The following is a 21,116-nucleotide window of genomic DNA, read 5'->3' on the forward strand; positions in this document are numbered from 1 at the left end:
AATCGAAAAATCGGAGAGATGAAAATGGATCGAAAAATTATTCCGGCAATTATTCTCGGCGCGCTCGGTTTTGGTCTTGCGTGGTGGAGCATTTATATTATTATTTCAAATTTGGACACGGCATCTTTGACGGATTTTAAAGCGCCGATCGTTTTCATTATCACCGGAATAATATTGGTTGTATTCGCCGTTTATTATGCGCGCGGCGGCGGGGAGCCCGGCGGTCTGCCTTTTGATGAACTTGAAGATGAAACGGTTGAATTGATTTATGAAGAAGATGATGAAAATAAAGAAGAATTCGAAGATGAAAACGAAGCGGAAAGCGAATCCGGTTCTGAATCTGAAAATCATCTGAATGAATCGGAGGAAAATAAATGATTGTGGTCGGCGTCGGCGTGGGTCCGGGAATGCTTACGGAAGAGGGAATTGCAGCGATTCAAAACGCTTCGATTGTTTACGGTTCGGGCCGCGCTTTGGAGCTTGCGCAAAAATATATTCTCGAAAATACGCCGATTGATACGATTAAGGATTACAAAAATATTCATCTTTTGCCCGCCGATGCTGTCATTTTGTCAACGGGCGATCCGATGTTTTCGGGGCTCGGCAAATTTGCTACAGTTAATGATGTTGTGATTCCGGGAATTTCTTCTTTTCAAGTGGCTTGCGCTCGTTTGAAAGTGAATTTAACGAATTTTTCATGTGTCACTGCTCATGGGAGAAAAGAAATTGATTCTGCTCGTGATGAATTGATTCGAGAAGTGAAGCTCGGGAAAAATATTTTTTTGCTGCCGGATGAAAAATTTGGAGCAATTGAAGTTTGTTCTGTTTTGAAGGAATTATCTGTTGAAGCGGATGTTTATTCATTGGAAGAACTCGGGTATCCTGAAGAAAAAGTTATGAAGGGTGATGTTGAGAATCCTCCGATTCCTGAATCTGAATTGTACGGGTTGATGATTGTTTTGAAATAAAACAATCTTCACGTTTTACTTCATTTTTTGTTAAATTCTTCTCCGACAAATAAATTCACTATATGAACTTTTCTTTTTTGAAAAAATCGAATCCGTTAACTACTTTCTCGAAATTTCATTTTCCATGGAGCAGCAATTTTCAGAAAATGAAGATAACAAAGAAAGTGAAGAACCTGATTCATCCAACCAAATGAAATCGGAAATCATAAGGATGGGTCTTTTTTCTTTTGAATTGGAAGAGAAAAGAGAACAAAGCTTGATTACACAATCCGGTTACATGCTGACAGGATTTTCTATTATTTTCGTCATGCTTCTTGCTGCTGTTCCGATTTTATTGGATTATACAAAGCTTCCTTCATCTGTTGTTTTCTTGTTTATCGGCATTTCATTGATGTTTTTAATCATCAGTATGTTGTTTACAGTTGCAGCTCAGTGGCGGTACCAACACTATGGTTTGAAAGATATTGAATCCATTTACAATTTTATGTATTTCGAATCACTGGAAACAGCAGATGATTGGTGGCTTAAAAATCTGAATGAGCTTTATAATTTTAAAAATGATTCAAATAATACACGTTCAAGATTGATGAAATTATCAGCCGTTTCATTCAGTTTCTCGATTTTGACCATACTTATTTATTTGATAACATTATTAATTATATTACACAGAGGAAGTTAATATGAATTCAAACGCAAAAACTCAAAAAGAACCAAAATCTTCCAAAAACGGCAGTAAACCCGGTGATTCAATTTTCCATACAAATAAATTTGATGAAACAACAGCATTGAAAGACAATTTTTTCCCATGGAAAAAGAAATAATTTGATTATTTTGAAAAATTGTTTTTATTTTCTTAAATTTTTGTTAAGTGTCCGGAAATTCCGGATAACTGATTTTGAACTGTTAAGTATTTCTTAATAGTTGATTTTGAACTCTCCGGAAATTCCGGATAGTTTCCTTTTCATCCCGTTTTTTACAACTCAAAGAGTTGTCAAATAATCCTTGACAACTGAACCCAAAGATAAATTATGATAAATTATAAATGAAATCGAATTTCTCTATTACATTTATTTCAAAATCGGGATCTGAAATTTTGCTTCACAAACTTCAAACGAAATCAAATTCTCACAGATATTTTGAACTCGACGCTTTCCGCGGAATCACCGTCATCCTCATGGTCATCTGCCATTTTCTTTTCGACCTCGACTACTTCGGTCTTTGGGATATGCCTTACCGGTTTTGGCCGCAGCAGCGCTATGGTTTTCCGATTACGATCATGTTTATCGGAATCGCCGGCGTTTCTCTCTCCCTCGCCGCTTCCAAAACAAAAGATGCCGGAACTTTAACGAAAAAATTTATCAAAAGAGGCGCCTTCCTTTTTGCCGCCGGTCTTTTAATCACGGCGGTCACTTGGATTTATCCGCACGACGGCGCAATCTTGTTCGGCGTTCTTCATCTCATCGGAATTTCAACGATTCTCGCCGTTCCTTTCCTTTTGAGTTTTACAAAAGAGGCGCAGGATTTGGGAAAATATAAAGAAAAGGCGGCATGGTTGATTCCTCTGTTTTTTGGAATCATCGTTATTTTGCTTGGCGAAGTTGTTGAAAAAATAAACGGACCGATTTGGCTGATTCCTTTGGGAATTCATCCTTACGGGTTTTATTCGCTGGATTATGAGCCGTTGTTTCCTTGGTTCGGCGTTGTTTTATTGGGAGTTGCGGTTGGGGCTTGGTTGTATCCTCGCGGCGTTCGTCGTTTTTCATTTGAGTTTTTGAAAAATGAGCCTCCGTTTTTGAAGCGGGTTTCATAGATTGGGAGGCATTCTTTGATTATTTATTTGGGGCATCAGCCGGTTATTATTGGGGTTTTAATGTTAGTTGAATTAATTTAATCGTTCTGAAATAAGATATTTTTTATAATATTATTTTTAATATCTAAAAATATTTCTGTGTTTTATGGTGATTTTATGTTTCTTTCGAAAATTGAAATTAAAAATTTTAGGTCAATCAAATCTCTAATTATTGATACAGATCCCAAATGTCAAATTTTTGTAGGGATTAATGAAAGTGGAAAATCGAATATATTAAAAGCTATTTCTTTACTTAATTCGGATGATTTTTCAAATGATGATATTAGATTTGAGGGAAAACAGGAAGAACCAGTTGAAGAAGCGTTTATAAATTATTATTTTAAATGTAGTGAAATTGAAATCAGGGATATGTTGGGTTTTATTGAAGAGTCTTTAATTGCTAACAATATATTCCCTCCAAGTTTCATAGATGATATAAGAAGTCAATGGAGCATATTAGCAGAATATATCACAGATTTCAATGTAGGATATTGCTTTTATGATCTAAAAAACAAGAGTCGAGGAATTATTGTAAATTCAATTAATGAAATTACTAAAAAATCATTAATTTTTAAGAATCCTGGGGATTTTCAATATATTGATTCTTTAGAAGATATCGTTTCTACTACAATTACTCAATTTATTCGGGGAAACTTACCTGAAATTGTATATTGGAAATATGATGAAAAACATCTGCTTCCAAATACAATTAATTTGTTGCAGTTCCAACAAAATCCATCAATTTGCCTTCCTCTCAAGTCAATGTTTTACCTTACGGGATATAAGGATATACAAAAAGTAATTACAGAAGCAAGAAATGGACGGCGTAATGCATTAGAAAATATCTTAGATAAAGTTTCAGTCAATAGTACAAATTATCTAAACGAAGTTTGGCGAGACTATGGAAATATTAAATTTCATTTGTCATTAGATGGTGAGAATTTAAATATTCACATACAAGATGAAGAAAACAAATATGATTGTGATCAAAGAAGTGACGGATTCAAAAGATTCATCGCATTTTTATTATCATTATCTGCTAAAGTTAAACACGGAGAAATCGAAGAGTCTATTATTATCGTCGATGAGCCTGATATAAATCTTCACATCTCAGGGCAACGATATTTAACTGAAGAGCTTATAAAAATGTCATCAAAAAATCTTGTATTTTATTCGACACATTCTATTTTTATGATTGACTCGAAAAAACCTGATCGACATTTCATTGTAAAAAAGTTAAAAGAGGAAACCGTTGTAAAAAGAGTTGAAAAATCCAATATTACTGATGATGAGGTCATTTATAGAGCATTGGGATATTCAACTTTTGAAACTTTAAAAGAAAATAATTTAATCTTTGAAGGTTGGTCTGATCAAGAAGTTTTAAAAATGGTTTTATCTTCAAATGATTCAAGAATTCCCGATCAAATAAGAAATTTCGGATTAACTTTTTCAACCGGTGTTTCAAATATTACTCCCATCGCAAAAATTTTGGAGTTAGCAAATCGAAATTATTTTGTAATAAGTGATTCAGATGATATTGCTAAAAGATCTAAGAAAGATTATATTGACCAAGATAGATGTTTGGGTCCTTGGTATATGTACGGGGATTTCATACAAAATATTTTTACATTGGAAGATTTTGTGAAACATTCTTCTTTCAAAAATTCAATTGAGAATTCAAGGCAAAACACTCCTCAATTAACAAAAGAGTTTGATTATAATGAATTTTCAAAAATTCAATTTAAAAGAGTTGATTACATTAAAGATTGGGTTAAAGAATGTACTAATGATTCAAAGAAAATAAAAGAAATTATGATGGAAATCAAAATAGATTTGTACTCAAATCTCTCAATATCTGATTTGGAGGAACAATATTTTGATTTTATAATTTCTTTAAATGAAAAAATCAAAGAATAAATTGAGTTAAATAATTAATTCATTTAATTTTTCAGCCGCTCCTTTCGCATCCTCTTCCCCCATAATCGCCGAAACCACGGCAACCCCGTCAATCTCAAGACCAGATAAAAGAGGTAAAGTCTCCAAATTAATTCCGCCGATTGCAACAATAGGAATAGAAACAGCCGCTTTTATTTCTCTAAAAACATCCAAAGAAACAGACGATGCCTCAGGTTTCGTCCCCGTTTGAAAAGCAACAACCCCCAAATAATCAGCACCGTCCCTCTCAGCCAACAAAGCCTCCTCAACAGTCCCGACGGAAACGCCCAAAATCTTCCCGGGTCCCAACAACCGTTTGCAAACAGCAACAGGCAAATCATCCTGTCCGACATGAACCCCGTCGCAATCAACCGCCAGCGCAATATCCAAACGATCATTAATCAAAAAAGGAACCTTGCGCCCGCTCACGCTGCGCATTTTTTTCAAAAGAGACGAAACTTCAACCGCATAATTGTAAAAATCAAGAGATGAAGCATCTTTTTCTCGCAGCTGAACAATCGTGACGCCGCCCTCTACCGCCTGTTCGATTCGATTTAAAAATTGGTCGGGCGGACAAATTGACCGATCGGTCACGAGATAAAGCGAATAATCGGTTTTTCGTTTGTCTTTTTTGACAAAATAAACTGCAGGTTCTTCCGTCATAATTTCAGCCGCCGGTGAAAAAAAGTTTTGAATTTGATTGAATTGAATGAATTAATTAAATGAATTGATTGAATGAATTGAATTTGAAATAATTGAATTTAAATTGAAAGATTAAAGTGATTTGAATAAATCAAATCACACTTCATCAACATAAATTTTCGCATTTTTTCTGAAATCGTCGGCATCGATCAGATTGAGCGCGTCCATGTATTTGGCATGGAAAGTTCCCGTTCCCGCCTTGGCTTTTTCAACTTCGGCGTAAGCATATTCGCCCGCCATGCCGCTTAAAACAAACGCGCCGACAACCGCGTCCAATATTTTTTCTTTTGACTTCTCGGGAGCAGCACCCGCGTAAGCGCCCGTCAAAGCACTCAAAACACAGCCGGAGCCGGTGATTTTGCAGAGCATCGGATGACCGTTGGCAACAAAATAAGTTGTTTTGCCGTCGGAAATGATATCCACTTCCCCTGTTGCGCCGACGACGCAATCAAATTTGTCGGCCATTTCTTTCACAATCACCGCAGCGTCAGCAGCATTTTCCATCGTCACAGCATCAGATGCGGCAGCTTCAACGCCTTTTGTGTGACCGGCAAAGCCGTAAAGCGCGCGGATTTCAGACATATTTCCGCGAATAATGTCGGGTTTGACTTCATCAATGATTTGCTTGGAAACTTCATCGCGCAGCTTGGTTGCGCCGGCGCCGACAGGGTCCAAAATGACAGGAACGCCGATTTGTTTGGCTTTTTTTCCGGCCTTGAGCATCGCTTCAATCTGAAGCGGCATGAGCGTTCCGATGTTGAGGACAAGCGCTTGAGAAATAGATGTGATGTCTTCGACTTCACGTGTGTCTTCGGCCATGATGGGTGCGGCGCCGCAAGCGAGAACGCCGTTTGCGCAGTCCGTAATCGTCACACGATTGGTGATGCAGTGGACGAGCGGAATTTTTTGTTTGACAGCGATCAATGACTCGGCGGATGCTTTATTCATATTTTCTGAAAGTTTGAGCGTCATAGAAGTAGCCTCATGAAATATTAAAATGGCGATTACTCTTGATTATATTATATAAAAATAATGAATGGATGAAAATAAGATGAAAATAAGATGAAAATAAGATGAAAATAAGATGAAAATAAGATGAAAATAAGATGACAAACAAGATGATTAATGGATTAAATCACGTTCATCTCAGGACTTAATCTCAGGACTTAATATCAATTAATCTCTGTTTCTGGCAGCTTCCGTTTCTGCGCATGTCAAATCTTCGTGGATCAAAACCATTTTTTTCATCAGCGGTTTTGTAATAAACTCATCCACCCATCTGTTGCGCTGCTCACGGTTTAAAAGAATAACTTCAGCGTATTCATTCTTTTCAAAAACTTGAATGGGATAACTGAAAGAATTGTCATAAACCTCTGCTTCATCTGCAAGATCTATAACGTCAGCCATCAGTTTCATGGATTTATCATAACGAGAATAAACTTTATCTTTCGGAACACCGTGACCGCCTTGTTTTTTACGAATCGTGACGCGTTCGTAATTTATTCTCGGGTTACAAGTTGTAATATAAATAGCCGTAATCCTAAAACCTTTCTCTTTTGCTTTTTTTAAGAAATCAATCTTTGACTCGGTTGATAAAACAGTTTCAAACGTAAACGATTTCCCGCAATTCAAATTCTCCATTCGCTGTTCTTCTGCCAAAATCATGGCTTCCATATAAGCAGCCGGATCTTCTTTTTTGTCAACAGGAACAAGATTGTCGGGACAAATGTATTCATCAGGACAAGCCCCGCTCTCTAAAAAAGCTTTAATAACTGTTGATTTACCGGAACCGTTCGGTCCTGCAAATACAAAAATTTCTTTAAAAAAACGACTCATGCTTCTGCCGCTTCAAACTTTTCGCATTTTTTATCAGAAAATGCCTTTCGAGAAGCTTTGTCCAATGTTTTTTCAACATCTTTGAAAGGAACAACTTTAAAGTCTTTCATGACGCCATGAATCGTTTTTGACCTCTCTGTAAATTTGAATTGAACCATGTTGATAACTCCGTGTTTATAAAATATTTCTTAACTTACTGTTCACATTAAATTTGCTTTTTTCTCATATTTAACATTATTGAAAATGATTAATTAAAATGAACAATCTTTGAATTAACATTACATCTCACAGATTCTCGATTACATCTTCTCTTTCATCACGTCAACCAATGCTTCAAACGTAAATTCTTCGGGAACAGCATCAACGGAAACGCCAAAACTCTCAACCGTTTGAGCCGTCGGATAACCGATTGCGCCGACAACAGCGTCATTCAATTTCTCAATAACAGCATCCCGGTCACCCGTTTTGTCGGCGAGCGCCATGAAATTCTTCACCATCATCGTGCTTGTAAACGCGAAAGCGTCAATTTCGCCGGCCAATGTTTTTTCAATCAATTCGTCCTGAAGAGCGCCTTCGGGAACATCAAGCGTGTAAACATGCGTTTGATGAACGGTTGCGCCGGCATCAATCAAGCCTTGAACCAAAACGACAGAACCGTAAAAACTTCTCGGAATGTCAATAACTTTTCCGGCAACATCTTTTCCCATATCGTTGACAAGACCGACGGAACTGTATTCCCCGGGCATGAGCGAACTTGTCAAGCCAAAGCTTTCCAATTTCTTTCTTGTCGTCGGACCGATGGCAACGATTTGAATCTTTTTCAAAGCTTCCAAAAAGTCGTCGGCGGAGATGCCGTCTAAATTTTTCAGCGTATATTCAATGCCGTTTGCGCTTGTAAAAATAACAATATCCGTTTTTTGAGAGAGAACGCGTTTGACAAAACCGTCAAAAAAATCGTCTTTCATTCCTTTAAGCGTTACAACCGGAACGGAAAACGGCTGAAATCCTGCCGCTGCGGCCACATCTTCTGACGCGTCCGTATAAGTTTCGGGGCGCATAATTGCAAGAACGGGTCTTTTATCCATCAAACTCTCTCCTTCTCTCCTGATTCGTTTTCTCTCATTCCGATTTAATTTTATTTTTCAGTTGTACTTTTCAGTTAAATTTTACTTTTCGGTTTTACTTTTCAATTTAATTTTACTTTTCAATTTAATTTTACATTTCAATTTTATTTTAATTTCAAATTTCAATAATTCGAATGCTGTTCGCCCAAAATGTCATGCAGATTAACGACATTTCCGATAATCGTAATCGCCGGCGCTTTCACATTTCGCTCTTCAGCCAAAGCGGCAATATTTTCAAGCTTTCCGATTGTCACGCGCTGATCGGGGCGGGTGCCTTTTTCGACAAGCGCAACCGGCGTCTTCGGATCCATTCCGTATTTGAGAAGTTCGCCGCAGTTGCGTTCAAGCATTTTAACGCCCATAAAAATCACAAGCGTGCCGTCAAATTTCGCAAGCAGCTCCCAGTCAAGTCCGGTTTCTTCTTTGGTCGGGTCTTCGTGACCGGTAATGAATGTCACCATGGAATTGCTGTTTCTGTGCGTCACGGGAATGCCCGCGTAAGCCGGAGCGGCAACGGCGGAAGTGATTCCGGGGACGACTTCAAATTCAATGCCGACTTTGACAAGCTCTTCAGCTTCTTCGCCGCCGCGCCCGAAAACGTACGGGTCGCCGCCTTTGAGGCGCAGGACGGTTTTGCCTTCTTTCGCTTTTTCAATGATTGCTTCATTGATTTTATCCTGCGTCAGCGTGTGGTTTCCGGAATATTTTCCCGCGTCGATTTTTTCTGTTTTTTCGGGAATTAAACTTAAAATCGCTTCGCCGGGAAGCTGATCGTAAATCACGACATCGGCTTCATCAATGAGACGGCGGGCTTTCACCGTCAGCAAATCGGGATCTCCCGGACCCGAGCCCGCCAAATAAACTTTACCGTATTTTTCAGACATATTATATTTCCTCTCTGTAAACGCAATAAATGATAAAATGAAAGTGAATGGATTAAATTGAATGGATTGAGTTGAATGAATTGAGTTGAATGAATCAAATTGAACAAATCAAATAAATAAAGGAATCGGACGAAATAAATTGAAATAAATTATTTGTGTCCGAGAAGTCTTAAAATCGGTGACTTCTTTTCATTTGCTTCGCGGTCCCAGTCAAAGCCGGAAACTTTCTTTGCCAAATCCGCTTCGTTCGCGTAAATGTGCGCGGACGTAGATGTTAAAATGATTTCAACCAATTCGCAGCCGGCAGGTTTGATGACAAGTTCGTCGAATGCTTTTGCGATTCCGCAAAGATTGGCCCAAACAGCGTCGCCGTAATCGTTGGATCGGAACAGCAATCGAAGTGAAACCTGATTGTCATCAAGCAATCGAACCTGATACCAGTTAAAGCACGGCGGATTGTGGGAATTCCAATACATGGGATGATAAATCGTTCCGACATTTTGATTGGACTGAATCTTGGTTTGCAGATTTTCCTCTAATTTCTCTTTGGAAACTTCCATCTGATCGATTTCGCCTTCGATCGTTTGGAATTTGCGCATCAGTTCAATGTAAGTGTATTCAAAATCGGTGTCATCGCCCTGACGCTTTCCGACATCGCAGAGCGGCACAAGAAAACTGTCCTGATAATCTGTGATTTTGTCGCCCGCCCATCTGAAATTTTCAGGCGTGATTCCTGCTAAAACGTCGTCAATCGCTTTTCCGTAGATCTGAATGACTGCAAAGATTTCGCGGGCGCGCTTGGGCTCGCCGGCATGCCCGAATGTGATATCTTTGCCGTCAAGAACGATATCTTCCGTGATTCTTTTGTACAAAGAATCAATGTTCTCGCCGGAATACGTTTTCACAAAAGTCAATGAGGACGGTTTCATATTTACACCAATTCGTTTAGTAAGGTCAATGAAATATTAAAAGTGTGTGACTGATAAAACCACATTCTGATTTAATAATTTTATGAGGAAAATTAATTATTTTTTACATTTTTTAATCATTTCTTTTTAAATTTGTAATTCAAACTGATTTCATTTCTGACTTACTCTTTTTCTTTTTTCCGATAATTCTGAATCCGATTTCAAAAACAAAAATGGAAAGAACAAATGAGACCAATTTTATAATCAAATAATGAAGCGGCGGGCTGAATTTATATATAAATCCGAATGCTGCACCGATTGGCATGGACGTGACAATTGTAAAGAGAGTGACTAAAAAAATAAAACATGCTGTCACCAAAATATCTGTTGGCTTAAAACTCATTTTTTTAATTTTATACCAATAAATTGTAAAAAATATGATCAAACACACAGTAATGCCGATAATCGGAGGATCATCATAATAAGGATCGGGATTCATTAAAGGAATGAACATAAATGCATCAGCTGCAAACATGAAGAAAATGATAACAGTTGAGATGAGACTGTAAAATAGGATTGGAAAAAGACTAAAATTGAATGTGATTTTCTGTTTTTTAACGATTTGCATTCCGAGAAATATAATAACACCGATAAATAAACCGGCAAGCAGGACAGTGAAATACATATTATAATCATATGATGCCAATCTCATTTTCAGATCTAAAGTATGAGTAATAAAGTAATTGACTCTTCCGGTTTTTAAAATAAAGTTATTCCGAAAAATCGCAACAATCGGATTTGTTATTACTAAAAAGAAGATGGTGATCAACCCGTAAAAACTGATTTTAATTTCAGAACTTTGTTCATTCAGCATTTTTTTTAAATTATTCCGGCCGTTTTGATTTTGAATAAACTTTTGAAAAATCAAAAATAATTTTGAGAATAAGAAAATGCTTATCATGAACAAAAATGAAACTGTGATTCCTGCAACGATTAGCTCATAAAAATCGTTTGCATGAACGTTAATAAATGTCAAATCTATTTCGGGAAAATATTTTCCGATTGGATGAACAAGACCGATCCATAATGTTAGAATGTTGACAAAAAATAATGAATAAGGAAGCCAAGTGATGCTTTTAACGCTCGGGATTATTTTCCAAAACAAACACACATACATGGCATAAAACACAAAAACAGGGATTGCGATTCCGAGTATAAGAAATGCGGCAAATTTGGAAAGGAAAAGCGGATTTTCAAAAATATAAATTGAAGCTGCCGAAAGGATTGTCAGAATACAAAAAAGAAGCGTTAATCCGATCGTTTTTTGTTCTCCTTTCAGATTTTTTTTATATTTCATGTTTTCTTTTATTTTGTTTATACCAACAAAAAACAGATAAAATGAAACAAAGAAAATACCGAAAAGAAGCGGGTAAGAATAGGATTCCGATAAAATCCCATCTGTTTTATCAAAGGCGATTGCTGCGCCGTAAAGCGACAAAAGAGCCATGCTTCCTGCCAAAAAAACGGCACCGTCGGCAATCAGCTGAATCATATTGTCATTAATTTTAACAAGGATGATTATTAAAATGATCAAAACAGCTGCAGCCGTTATGATTATATTTGTAAACCCTAAAAAATAAACTGCAAGAATCAAACCCAATATAGATATTTTAGTTTCGTTTGAGAGTGAATTTACATTTTGTTTTAATGTGTTAAAATCTGTCATTTAAATCTATTCCGTTCAAACAATTTTTATTTTTATGGATCAGATAGTATAAAAATGGTGGTTTTCGAATTTAATCTATATCTATGTACATTTTTTGCGCTTCAACGACTTCCGTGCTGTTTTTGGCGGCGGCGTAATCGTTGAGCGGTTCTTCATTCAATTCAAAAAATGTATGTCCCCATGTGAATTTGGATAAAACTTTTTCAGCCTGTTCTTTTTGTCCCGTTATGTAAAGCGCGGCCGCGAATGCTTCCGCTGAATTGAGACGAAACGGGCGGCCGAAATTGATCGGATTTGCCGCCAAAAGATACGGGAGCGCGCGTCTTTGAAGATCGAGTTTTCCGAGAAGCGGAAGCGTTTCTTCAAAATGTTCCCATGTACAATCCAAAACGACGATGCCTTTTTTCAGACTGTCGGCGCGCGACAGTGCCTGTTCAGCTGTCGGGTCCATGAGAATCGCGCCTTTGGGCGTTTCGCCGAGATTTTCGTATTTCTGCGCCAAACCGAATTTTGCAAGTTTTAAACCGCTGCATTTTTTCGGATTGCATTGATTGGCATAATAAAAGTAAAGACGAACATCTTTTTGTCCTGAAACGGCGGAGTTTGCAGATTTTTCGGATTTTAAAAATTCGGATTTAAAAGAATTTGATTTTCTGTACTGACCCATACAATCGCCTTTTTCGGATTTCAACGGTTTTGTTGTTATTCTTTGTTCTTATTCCTTTTGATTTGACTTCATTTTTTGATTTGACTTCATTTAATCTGTCATTTAATCTATCAACCTATCAATTTAATCTGTCATTTAATATCATCATTTCAAAAGATATATAATATATAAAATACATAATATATTTTCAAATGGAATCAAATAATTTTGTTAATTTATGATATTTTCGAAATAATTTGATTTCATGTTTTCAGATTATCTGAGCTTTATTTGAGGTGATATAAATGGATGCGGAAAATACAAAAAATGAAAAATCCCAAAAACTGACATCAATTAACGGCGCGCCTGTTGCCGACAACAACAATGTTGTGACTGCCGGCCCGCGCGGCCCGATGCTTTTACAGGATGTTTGGTATCTTGAAAAAATGGCGCATTTTGACCGCGAACTGATTCCGGAAAGGCGTATGCATGCGAAAGGCTCCGGCGCATTCGGAACATTTACCGTGACACATGACATTACAAAATACACGAAAGCGAAAATCTTCTCCGAAATCGGAAAACAGACGGAGATGTTCATTCGCTTTTCAACGGTTGCGGGCGAACGCGGTGCGGCCGACGCCGAGCGCGATATTCGCGGTTTTGCCATGAAATTTTATACAGAAGACGGAAACTGGGATCTTGTCGGAAACAATACGCCCGTTTTCTTTATTCGCGATCCTTTGAAATTTTCAGACCTCAATCACGTCGTGAAGCGTGATCCGAGAACAAATATGAGAAGCCCGAAAAACAATTGGGATTGGTGGACGCTTTTGCCGGAATCGCTTCATCAGGTGACGATTACGATGAGCGATCGCGGCATTCCGTGTTCTTACAGGCACATGCACGGCTTTTCCAGTCACGCTTACAGTATGATTAACGCGAAAAACGAGCGCGTTTGGGTCAAATTCCATTTAACCACGCAGCAGGGAATCAAAAATATCTCTGATGAAGACGCTGCAAAGCTTATCGGTATGGATCGTGAAAGTCATCAGCGCGATTTGTATGAAAGTATCGAGAAAGGAGATTTCCCGCGCTGGACTGTGTTTATTCAGGTGATGACGGATGAGCAGGCCAAAAATATGCCTTACAATCCGTTTGATTTGACAAAAATTTGGTACCACGATGAATATCCGTTGATTGAAGTCGGTGTTGTCGAATTGAATAAAAATCCCGACAATTATTTCGCCGATGTCGAACAAGCCGCGTTCAATCCGGCGCATGTCGTTCCGGGAATCAGTTTTTCGCCGGACAAAATGCTTCAGGGACGTTTGTTCTCTTACGGGGACGCTCAGCGCTACAGACTCGGCGTCAACCATTATCAGATTCCGGTGAATCGCCCGCGCTGCGGCTACCATGCTTACCACCGTGACGGGCAGATGCGTGTGGACGGCAACTACGGAAGCACGCTGCATTACGAGCCGAACAGTTACGGTGAGTGGGAAGAGCAGCCGGAATACAAAGTGCCGGCACTTGACTGGACGGGTCCGATTGACAACTGGAATTTCCGTGAAGATGATTCTGATTATTATACGCAGCCGGGAAAGCTGTTCCGTTTGATGACACCTGATAAAAAGAAACTTCTCTTTGAAAACACGGCTCGAAACATTAACGACGCAACGCTTCAGACAAAAGTCCGCCACGCTGTGAATTGTTACCGCGCCGATCCGGATTACGGCAAAGGCGTTGCCGAAGCGATGGGAATCGAATGGCATTTGGTTGAAAAGAATTTGGATGTCAAAGATTTGAAACAGATTCAGGTTTAAGAAATTTAAGATAATCGTTACGGGAAGTTGATTTATTTCAGCTTCCCCGTTTCTGCCTTTTTATTCCTTTTGTTTTTTGATTTTTTCAATTTTCTATTTCCATCATGTTTTATTTTTTAATTTTCTTTTTCTATTTATCATTCGATTTTCGTTTCAGTTTCCGTTTTATCAATTTTTTATGAAACGGTGGGGCGATTTTCATTCAAATAAAAAAATGAAGCGGCTCGCGCGAGCAGCGGGCAGCTGCTGCGGCTGCCGGCAGCGGCAAGCGCGAGCCTGATTGCAGGCAGAAACAGAAACCTGCAGGCAGCAGCGGAAACAGAAACCTGACTGCAAGCGGAAAACGGAAACCTGACACCAACTGCAAACAGAAACCTGACTGCAAGCGGAAAACGGAAACCTGACTGCAAACGGAAACAGAAACCTGACTCCCCCCGGAAACAAACACCTCCCTCCTCCCGCAACCTAAAATTTGTGAGCGGTGCTGACAAACTGCCGCAAGCAAAATTTACAAATGGTTTAAATAAACATCTGCGTTAATCAGGTTCATTAAAAAAACTTTAAAAACAATTAAAAAAGCATAAAAATCCAAAAAAACTAAATTCTAGATTCTAAATTTTAAAAACCCGTTAAAACATTGTTATTGATTTCTTCGGATTTCAGGTGATTTGTTTGCAAACAACGACACAACTTCTGATTATCGTCTTTTTGATTTATTGGGCGATCATCTACATACTGAAAAAGAAAGGCATTTTGGCCAAGTATAATATTTCAACATTCGGCCCGATTTTAATGATTGAAACCGACAGAGGTCTTCATTTATTGGATAAAATCGCCAAACCGAAACGGTTTTGGAGACTGTTTGCAAATATCGGCATCATTTTGATGTTTGCCGGCATGATTTTCATGTTTATGTTAGTCGTCGTCTCCGACATTTCTTTGCTTCAATCGGCATTGGACGGAACGGTCATGGAGCCGAATGAATATACCGAAATTCAAAATATTTTTCTGATTCCGGGCGTGAATCAATTTATTCCGCTCGTCTGGGGTTTTATCGCTTTGATCGTTGCCGTTTTCATTCATGAAATGATGCACTCGGTGCTTGCCCGCGCTGAAGACGTAAAAGTCCATTCGGTCGGCTTAATCGTTGCGCTGTTTCCGATCGGCGGTTTTGCCAAGATCGATGACAAACAGCTTTACGGCGACGAATTAGACGCTTTGGATGAGCCTGATGTCGAAAATCAATCGGAGTCAGATGAGAACGGTTATAATGATTTGACGGCGTCGATTGAAGAAATCCGCGAACACGAACGTTTGAAAAAGGAACAGGCTGAAGCAGAAACCGTTGCCGCTCAAGCCGCGGCAGTTCAAGAAGTTGCGGCATCCGAAAGCGGATTAAACGAAGAAAACAGATTTTCTGAAAAGAAAACGGAATCTGAAAAGAAAACGGAAAATGAGCCGAAAGCTGCGACCAAAACCCAGCGCTCCCGTATTTTAGCGGCCGGCGTCATGGCCAATTTCGTTGTCGCGCTGATTGCTGCCATGCTTTTTTTCGGCCCCGTCATCGGCGTAATGGAGCCGATCGGCAATTTCCAAATAACGGATTTGGATAATTCCGCCGTTTCATCCGGATTGACAAAAGAAATGGTTTTGATTGACATTAACGGTCAAAAAGTATCGAATACGGATGAAATCAATCAAGCTCTTGCAAACGTGACGCCGGGTGATCCCGTAACGGTTCGGGCGTCTTACGATCGGGTTGCCGAGAATTATACAATTATAACAAATGCGTCTGCCGATAACGTCAATTATGCCGGCATTTTGATTGCAACCGTTGTTTCGGGATCGCCTGCGGAAGAAGCAGGGCTTTTGCCGAACTCTGTTATTTTTAAAATCGACGGTGAATACATTGTTGACGCGGACCATTTTTCCGAGTTGATGGCAGAAAGAAATCCGGGCGATGTCGCCGTTTTTACCGTTGAAGAGTATGACGAAAACGGTGTTGAAACGGGCATTAAAGACATTACAATCACGCTCGGCGCAAATCCGAATGATGAATCCAGAGCTTATATCGGCATTACTTATTCCGGCGGTCCGATTCACATCGGTTTGCTCGGCATTTCTGTCGGCTATTTCAATGCGGAAGGCTACCTTGAAATTTTGGAAACGCTTCCGTCTATGCTTTATTCATTTGACTTTTCCGAGCCGAAAGAGTCGATCATGACGATCATTTCCGCCTGGCTTTTGGTGATGATGATGCCGTTTTTAAGTATTCTCGGCGAAGGTTTCGGCGGCTTTACGGGTGTCATGATGCAGTTTTTTGAACCGGTCGGATGGGCTGAACCGCTCGGCATCGGAATCTTTTGGATTGCAAATATGCTTTATTGGATTGCCTGGCTGAACTTCTACGTCGGTCTTTTCAATTGCCTGCCTGCAATTCCGCTTGACGGCGGTCACTTGTTCAGAACGTATTTCGTCAAGATTGCGGAAAAATTGAAAATGGACCCGAAAAGAGCCGTCAGATTGTCATTTCGAGCCAGCACTTATTTGACCGCCTTCATATTCATGTCATTCCTGCTGATGTTTATTTGGCCGTACATCAGTTCGTTCGTCCTCGGAATTTTCGGCGGTTGACGGTAAAACATAAAATGATGCAGTTTTTCGGGCGCTGCAAAAACTATAAAATCAAAGACACCTTCTTTGAGCCCGATATTTCTTTAGGGCCTATAGGGTAGCGGATATCCTGACGGACTTCGAATCCGTCGACTTGCGTTCGAGTCGCAATAGGCCCGCTTTTTCTTATTTTTTGTAAAATTTCAATTTTCACTTCTGTATTCATTTTTGTTTTAATTTTCTTTTTATTTTGTTTTCATTTTGTTTTAAATTCGTTTTTGGCAACAATAAAACCAAACATCCAACTTTAAGAAAATCGGTGAACCCGAACGCCCGATAAAACCCTAAATCTAAAAATAGATTTCATTAAAAAAAGGCGTTCCGTTTTGAATAATTTTAATAAAAAAGGATGTTTCAATTGAATCTAATTTTGTATGAAAAAACAAAATACCGCCCCCGCAAGTTGAGATTCCCGAAGCGAAGCGGAGGGAATTGAGACTTGGCGGATTCTTCCCAAACGAAAATAAAAACTTTAAAACCGTTGAATTTAATATTTTACCTTTCAGCTCCTGCTAAGTCTGCCGGTCTGCAACTGTCTTTTATGATTGCTGCTGCCTGCCGCCGCGCGCGAGTTGTTCCATTTTTGATTTGTTTTCAAACTTGTACCGTGTTTTTATTTTATTTCGGGATGGAACCTAAACATCCAATTTTCATGAAAATCGGTGAACCCGAACGCCCGATAAAACCCTGAATCTAAAAAAATATTTCATTAAAAAAAGGCGTTCCGTTTTGAATAATTTTAATAAAAAGGATGTTTCAATTGAATCTAATTTTGTATGAAAAGACAAAATACCGCCTCCGCAAGTTGAGATTCCCGAAGCGAAGCGGAGGGAATTGAGACTTGGCGGATTCTTCCCAAACGAAAATAAAAACTAAAAACAGTCATCTTTTTCAGCTTCGCTCGGCTCCTGCAAAGTATTTTCTTGCAACTGTCTTTTACTGCTGCCGGCACCGGCTAAGCCTGTCAATCTGTAACTGTCTTTAAATTAATGCTGCTTGCCAATCAGGTTTACGTTTCCGCGTGCATCTGCTCTTTTTTAAGAAATCCGTTGGCATTAAATTTTGCTCGCTTCGCTCACAAAATTTCGGGTTGCTGCGAGAGGGAGCTGTTTGTTTGCAGCGGGAGGAGGTGTTTGTTTGCAGCGGGAGGAGGTGTTTGTTTCCGCTTGCCGGTCAGGTTTCTGTTTGCCGCCTGTCAATCAGGTTTGCACAGCAGTCGCCGCTGCCGACAGCCGCAGCAGCTGCCGCCGCCGCGCGAGCCCCCTATTTTCAAAAAAATATTGAAATTGTCCCCCGTTTTTATAAAAATCATAATAATCACGAATCACAAAAATTGAAATGATTACAATAATTTCAAAAAAATCTTTAAAACTGCAATTCGATTTGCAGCTTAATAAATATATAAATAGAAACCAAACCTTTTTTACTGCATACATTCAATGCCGCCGTATTGATAATTTCAAACAACTTATTTCTCCGGCATTGATTTGATTATTCAAAATAACAATTATTGGTATCAAACGATTTAATATCAAACAATTCAAACTATTGGATCAAATTACCGGATTCAAATTATTGGATTCATTAGGTTTAAAATTACAGGATTCAAAATCATCCGATTTCGGAAGGATTATATTATGAAATACAAAATGCACACACTTTTGGTCTTATGTCTTGTCATTGCCGGTGCCGTATTTGCCGGCGGCTGTTTATCAGCCGATAAAGACGACGATTTAAACAATGTCGGCATGACATCATTTAAGTCAGAAAAAGAACTGCAAAACTATCTCGAAAACAGCGGTTCTTTAAACTACCTTTCCTCTACTTCATCAGCTTCTTCATCGGATTCTTCTGCAAAAGTAACCGCAGAAGTACCCCAAGCGGTAATGCCCGAAGAAGAAGCCGACATTGCAGTCAACGAAGCCGGCGTTTCGGGCGGCGGTGAGTACGGCGACTATTCCCAAACCAACGTCCAAATCGCAGGCGTTGACGAAGCCGACATTGTCAAAACAGACGGCAAAATCATTTACTACACACCGAATCTGTATTATCCGACAAACGTCACGCTTCACAACGACTCAAAATATCCTTACTATACTTACGATACATACAGAATGACATTTATCATCAACGCGCTTCCGGCAGCAACCGCATCCATCATTTCAAACATCACGGAAACCGGCGGCAGCCTCTACTTAGCCGATGATCTTTTGATCACCATTTCAACCGCTTACAAAGAAAGCAAAATTATCGCCTACGACATAACCGATCCCGCAGCGCCGAAAGTCGCCTGGGAACAGGAATATGAAGGCTACTACGTTGATTCCCGCCTCATCGGCGACAAATTGTATTTCGTTGCAAGCGAATACGGCGGCATCCTTCCGCTCACCTTTATGGGCAGAGAATTGGCATATTCCGACTGTTACTACCCGTACGGCCCTGATATTATCAGACCCGATGCCGATGTCACCTATTTCATCACAAAATTAGATACCAAGACAGGAGACAACGACAAAACAATCGCTCTTATCGGCTCATACAGCACGATTATGTTCGTCTCCGGCGACAATATGTATCTGACCAACTACTATTATCCCGACACGCAGCTCATGTATTTGGATTTCGTAGAATCGAACGGCTCAAACTATCTGCCCTCAGACACGATGAGATACATCAAAAAAGTGATGGGATACGACCTCAGCACGCGCATCAAATACATGGCGGTTTCTGAAGCCGTCGGAAATTACACAACCAATATGACAGAAGACGAATACACGAACTTCTCGGAATCATTCTACAAAGATTACAACGCCTACTCCTCCGCTTTAATCATTGAAGCCGAAAAGACGACGATTACAAAAATCAATTTGGAAACTTTTGATGTCGCCTCCGGATTCGTCCCGGGCAGAATCAATGATAAATTCGCGATGGATGAAAACAGCGGCTACTTGCGCGTCATTTCAACCGTCGGCGATAATTACAGAACGGAAGAAAGCACGCTTCGTTCTACGGTCAGCATTTTGAACGCGGAAATGGAAACCGTCGGAACGCTTGACAATGTCGCAGCCGGCGAATACATCCAAACGACGCGCTACATCGGAAACACGCTTTATTTGATGACGTACACCGACGGCGATCCGTTCATTCTGATTGACTTGAGCAACCCGGAAAGTCCGTCCGTTCTCGGTGAAATGAAATTGGAAGGCACCTACAGCTACATTTATCCGATTAGCGACACACTGCTTGTCGGCTTCGGCTACACCGGCGACTGGAGAGACTGGCGCACCAAACTTTCCCTCTACGATGTTTCAAACCCCGAGAATCCTGTTGAACTGGATGTCTTCTACTTCAACGCCGATGAATATGTCAGCGTTTACGACTACCACGGATTTACATGGAACGCCGCTAGGAATTTGATGATCGTCTCCGGTTCCGACACGGCTTATATCTTTGAAATCAAAGACAACGAAATCACTTTGATGAAAGAAGATATTCACAAAGACAGTTATGTTGTCCGCTCCGTTTACATCGGCGATAATCTGTATGTGTTCTCCAATCTGGAAATTCATATTTACAGCATGACCAACTGGCAGCGTATGAATACGATTTCAATCGAACAGCCGGTTTACCCCGACTACGGAACGATTTACCCGACACACGATGACCCGATTTATCCGACCCGTGATGAACCGGTTTACGCGTAAAAATCAAAACAGATTTAAAATAAATGAAGCCGAATTGATTTTTCGGCTTTCTTTTTCTTTTTTTCTTTTCTTTTTTATTTTTCAAATTTTTGACAAAACCTGTATATAGACTGTTACAAATTCTATAATAATCAATAAATTATAATTGAATTTTAATGTGAATTTTAATGTGAATTTAAAATTGAATTTAAAATTGAATTTAAAATTGAATTTAAAATTGAATTCACTGAAAAAACTGTATTATTTACAAATTTATGAATTTCGAAATTCATTTCAAGATTTGCTTTTGATACAGAATTTTTGGATACAAGATTGGTACAGAATTTTTGGATACAAGA

Annotated in this window: 21 protein-coding genes and 1 tRNA gene; 12 read left to right on the top strand and 10 right to left on the bottom strand. The window is 39.3% G+C overall.

Annotated elements, in window-relative coordinates; genetic code table 11:
* Positions 1-24: 24 nt before the first annotated feature.
* The 5 genes from MmiHf6_RS02740 (at position 25) to MmiHf6_RS02760 (ending at position 4,734) form a co-directional block, all read left to right on the top strand.
* On the top strand, positions 25-378 hold the full coding sequence (locus MmiHf6_RS02740) for a hypothetical protein (RefSeq protein WP_316558179.1): 354 nt from the start codon (positions 25-27) through the stop codon (positions 376-378).
* Complete coding sequence (locus tag MmiHf6_RS02745) at positions 375-968, top strand: cobalt-precorrin-7 (C(5))-methyltransferase (protein ID WP_316558180.1); 594 nt, start codon at positions 375-377, stop codon at positions 966-968. The genes MmiHf6_RS02740 and MmiHf6_RS02745 overlap by 4 nt, the downstream gene beginning before the upstream one ends.
* A gap of 124 nt (positions 969-1,092) precedes the next feature.
* Complete coding sequence (locus tag MmiHf6_RS02750; RefSeq protein WP_316558181.1) at positions 1,093-1,647, top strand: hypothetical protein; 555 nt, start codon at positions 1,093-1,095, stop codon at positions 1,645-1,647.
* 414 nt (positions 1,648-2,061) lie between these two features.
* A complete protein-coding gene (locus MmiHf6_RS02755) occupies positions 2,062-2,778 on the top strand; it encodes a heparan-alpha-glucosaminide N-acetyltransferase (RefSeq protein ID WP_316558182.1) in 717 nt (238 codons plus the stop codon).
* A 156-nt stretch (positions 2,779-2,934) separates the two neighbouring features.
* A complete protein-coding gene (locus MmiHf6_RS02760; RefSeq protein WP_316558183.1) occupies positions 2,935-4,734 on the top strand; it encodes an ATP-dependent nuclease in 1,800 nt (599 codons plus the stop codon).
* 6 nt (positions 4,735-4,740) lie between these two features.
* On the opposite strand, the gene thiE is transcribed toward MmiHf6_RS02760, so the two are convergent.
* The 9 genes from thiE to MmiHf6_RS02805 all read right to left on the bottom strand — a co-directional run bounded on the left by thiE (position 4,741) and on the right by MmiHf6_RS02805 (position 12,599).
* The gene (gene thiE / locus MmiHf6_RS02765; RefSeq protein ID WP_316558184.1) at positions 4,741-5,415 is read right to left on the bottom strand and encodes a thiamine phosphate synthase; all 675 of its coding nucleotides are present in this window, start codon (positions 5,413-5,415) and stop codon (positions 4,741-4,743) included.
* A 135-nt stretch (positions 5,416-5,550) separates the two neighbouring features.
* The gene (thiM, locus tag MmiHf6_RS02770) at positions 5,551-6,426 is read right to left on the bottom strand and encodes a hydroxyethylthiazole kinase (RefSeq protein ID WP_316558185.1); all 876 of its coding nucleotides are present in this window, start codon (positions 6,424-6,426) and stop codon (positions 5,551-5,553) included.
* Between the two features lie 204 nt (positions 6,427-6,630).
* Positions 6,631-7,290, bottom strand: coding sequence for an ATPase (locus MmiHf6_RS02775; protein WP_316558186.1), 660 nt, complete (start codon positions 7,288-7,290; stop codon positions 6,631-6,633).
* The gene (locus MmiHf6_RS02780) at positions 7,287-7,448 is read right to left on the bottom strand and encodes a hypothetical protein (protein WP_316558187.1); all 162 of its coding nucleotides are present in this window, start codon (positions 7,446-7,448) and stop codon (positions 7,287-7,289) included. Before MmiHf6_RS02780 ends, MmiHf6_RS02775 begins: the two co-directional genes overlap by 4 nt.
* Positions 7,449-7,589: 141 nt before the next feature.
* Complete coding sequence (locus MmiHf6_RS02785) at positions 7,590-8,375, bottom strand: uroporphyrinogen-III synthase (protein WP_316558188.1); 786 nt, start codon at positions 8,373-8,375, stop codon at positions 7,590-7,592.
* Between the two features lie 161 nt (positions 8,376-8,536).
* The gene (cobA, locus tag MmiHf6_RS02790) at positions 8,537-9,298 is read right to left on the bottom strand and encodes a uroporphyrinogen-III C-methyltransferase (protein WP_316558189.1); all 762 of its coding nucleotides are present in this window, start codon (positions 9,296-9,298) and stop codon (positions 8,537-8,539) included.
* A 149-nt stretch (positions 9,299-9,447) separates the two neighbouring features.
* Entirely contained in the window at positions 9,448-10,227 is a 780-nt protein-coding gene (locus MmiHf6_RS02795) for a thymidylate synthase (protein WP_316558190.1), read from the bottom strand.
* 139 nt (positions 10,228-10,366) lie between these two features.
* Positions 10,367-11,932 carry a hypothetical protein gene (locus MmiHf6_RS02800; RefSeq protein WP_316558191.1) on the bottom strand — a complete coding sequence of 522 codons (1,566 nt, stop codon included), beginning with the start codon at positions 11,930-11,932 and terminating at the stop codon, positions 10,367-10,369.
* Between the two features lie 70 nt (positions 11,933-12,002).
* Complete coding sequence (locus MmiHf6_RS02805; RefSeq protein WP_316558192.1) at positions 12,003-12,599, bottom strand: DUF367 family protein; 597 nt, start codon at positions 12,597-12,599, stop codon at positions 12,003-12,005.
* 284 nt (positions 12,600-12,883) lie between these two features.
* Between MmiHf6_RS02805 and MmiHf6_RS02810 the strand changes: the two genes are divergently transcribed.
* Positions 12,884-14,401, top strand: coding sequence for a catalase (locus MmiHf6_RS02810; protein ID WP_316558193.1), 1,518 nt, complete (start codon positions 12,884-12,886; stop codon positions 14,399-14,401).
* Between the two features lie 202 nt (positions 14,402-14,603).
* On the opposite strand, the gene MmiHf6_RS02815 is transcribed toward MmiHf6_RS02810, so the two are convergent.
* Positions 14,604-14,906: a hypothetical protein gene (locus tag MmiHf6_RS02815; RefSeq protein WP_316558194.1), complete on the bottom strand. Its 303-nt coding sequence runs from the start codon at positions 14,904-14,906 to the stop codon at positions 14,604-14,606.
* A gap of 167 nt (positions 14,907-15,073) precedes the next feature.
* Between MmiHf6_RS02815 and MmiHf6_RS02820 the strand changes: the two genes are divergently transcribed.
* From MmiHf6_RS02820 to MmiHf6_RS02845, 6 genes are all read left to right on the top strand, one after another.
* A complete protein-coding gene (locus MmiHf6_RS02820; protein ID WP_316558195.1) occupies positions 15,074-17,035 on the top strand; it encodes a site-2 protease family protein in 1,962 nt (653 codons plus the stop codon).
* An 86-nt stretch (positions 17,036-17,121) separates the two neighbouring features.
* Positions 17,122-17,193, top strand: a tRNA-Arg gene (locus tag MmiHf6_RS02825).
* 320 nt (positions 17,194-17,513) lie between these two features.
* On the top strand, positions 17,514-17,765 hold the full coding sequence (locus tag MmiHf6_RS02830; protein ID WP_316558196.1) for a hypothetical protein: 252 nt from the start codon (positions 17,514-17,516) through the stop codon (positions 17,763-17,765).
* A 150-nt stretch (positions 17,766-17,915) separates the two neighbouring features.
* Positions 17,916-18,059 carry a hypothetical protein gene (locus tag MmiHf6_RS02835; protein ID WP_316558197.1) on the top strand — a complete coding sequence of 48 codons (144 nt, stop codon included), beginning with the start codon at positions 17,916-17,918 and terminating at the stop codon, positions 18,057-18,059.
* Positions 18,060-18,063: 4 nt separating this feature from the next.
* Complete coding sequence (locus MmiHf6_RS02840) at positions 18,064-18,411, top strand: hypothetical protein (protein WP_316558198.1); 348 nt, start codon at positions 18,064-18,066, stop codon at positions 18,409-18,411.
* A 300-nt stretch (positions 18,412-18,711) separates the two neighbouring features.
* Complete coding sequence (locus tag MmiHf6_RS02845; RefSeq protein WP_316558199.1) at positions 18,712-20,778, top strand: beta-propeller domain-containing protein; 2,067 nt, start codon at positions 18,712-18,714, stop codon at positions 20,776-20,778.
* The last annotated feature ends 338 nt before the right edge of the window (positions 20,779-21,116 follow it).

Origin of the sequence: Methanimicrococcus hongohii (assembly GCF_032594095.1) — an archaeon.
Lineage (GTDB): Archaea > Halobacteriota > Methanosarcinia > Methanosarcinales > Methanosarcinaceae > Methanimicrococcus > Methanimicrococcus hongohii.

What these genes read in the sequence shown, in the direction of transcription:
- MmiHf6_RS02840 (WP_316558198.1), top strand. Translation starts at nt 18,064, where the DNA reads ATGCTGCTTGCCAATCAGGTTTACGTTTCCGCGTGCATCTGCTCTTTT.
- MmiHf6_RS02760 (WP_316558183.1), top strand. Translation starts at nt 2,935, where the DNA reads ATGTTTCTTTCGAAAATTGAAATTAAAAATTTTAGGTCAATCAAATCT.
- MmiHf6_RS02785 (WP_316558188.1), bottom strand. Translation starts at nt 8,375, where the DNA reads ATGGATAAAAGACCCGTTCTTGCAATTATGCGCCCCGAAACTTATACG.
- MmiHf6_RS02740 (WP_316558179.1), top strand. Translation starts at nt 25, where the DNA reads ATGGATCGAAAAATTATTCCGGCAATTATTCTCGGCGCGCTCGGTTTT.
- MmiHf6_RS02775 (WP_316558186.1), bottom strand. Translation starts at nt 7,290, where the DNA reads ATGAGTCGTTTTTTTAAAGAAATTTTTGTATTTGCAGGACCGAACGGT.
- MmiHf6_RS02800 (WP_316558191.1), bottom strand. Translation starts at nt 11,932, where the DNA reads ATGACAGATTTTAACACATTAAAACAAAATGTAAATTCACTCTCAAAC.
- MmiHf6_RS02780 (WP_316558187.1), bottom strand. Translation starts at nt 7,448, where the DNA reads ATGGTTCAATTCAAATTTACAGAGAGGTCAAAAACGATTCATGGCGTC.
- MmiHf6_RS02845 (WP_316558199.1), top strand. Translation starts at nt 18,712, where the DNA reads ATGAAATACAAAATGCACACACTTTTGGTCTTATGTCTTGTCATTGCC.
- MmiHf6_RS02795 (WP_316558190.1), bottom strand. Translation starts at nt 10,227, where the DNA reads ATGAAACCGTCCTCATTGACTTTTGTGAAAACGTATTCCGGCGAGAAC.
- thiM (WP_316558185.1), bottom strand. Translation starts at nt 6,426, where the DNA reads ATGACGCTCAAACTTTCAGAAAATATGAATAAAGCATCCGCCGAGTCA.
- MmiHf6_RS02750 (WP_316558181.1), top strand. Translation starts at nt 1,093, where the DNA reads ATGGAGCAGCAATTTTCAGAAAATGAAGATAACAAAGAAAGTGAAGAA.
- MmiHf6_RS02805 (WP_316558192.1), bottom strand. Translation starts at nt 12,599, where the DNA reads ATGGGTCAGTACAGAAAATCAAATTCTTTTAAATCCGAATTTTTAAAA.
- thiE (WP_316558184.1), bottom strand. Translation starts at nt 5,415, where the DNA reads ATGACGGAAGAACCTGCAGTTTATTTTGTCAAAAAAGACAAACGAAAA.
- cobA (WP_316558189.1), bottom strand. Translation starts at nt 9,298, where the DNA reads ATGTCTGAAAAATACGGTAAAGTTTATTTGGCGGGCTCGGGTCCGGGA.
- MmiHf6_RS02745 (WP_316558180.1), top strand. Translation starts at nt 375, where the DNA reads ATGATTGTGGTCGGCGTCGGCGTGGGTCCGGGAATGCTTACGGAAGAG.
- MmiHf6_RS02810 (WP_316558193.1), top strand. Translation starts at nt 12,884, where the DNA reads ATGGATGCGGAAAATACAAAAAATGAAAAATCCCAAAAACTGACATCA.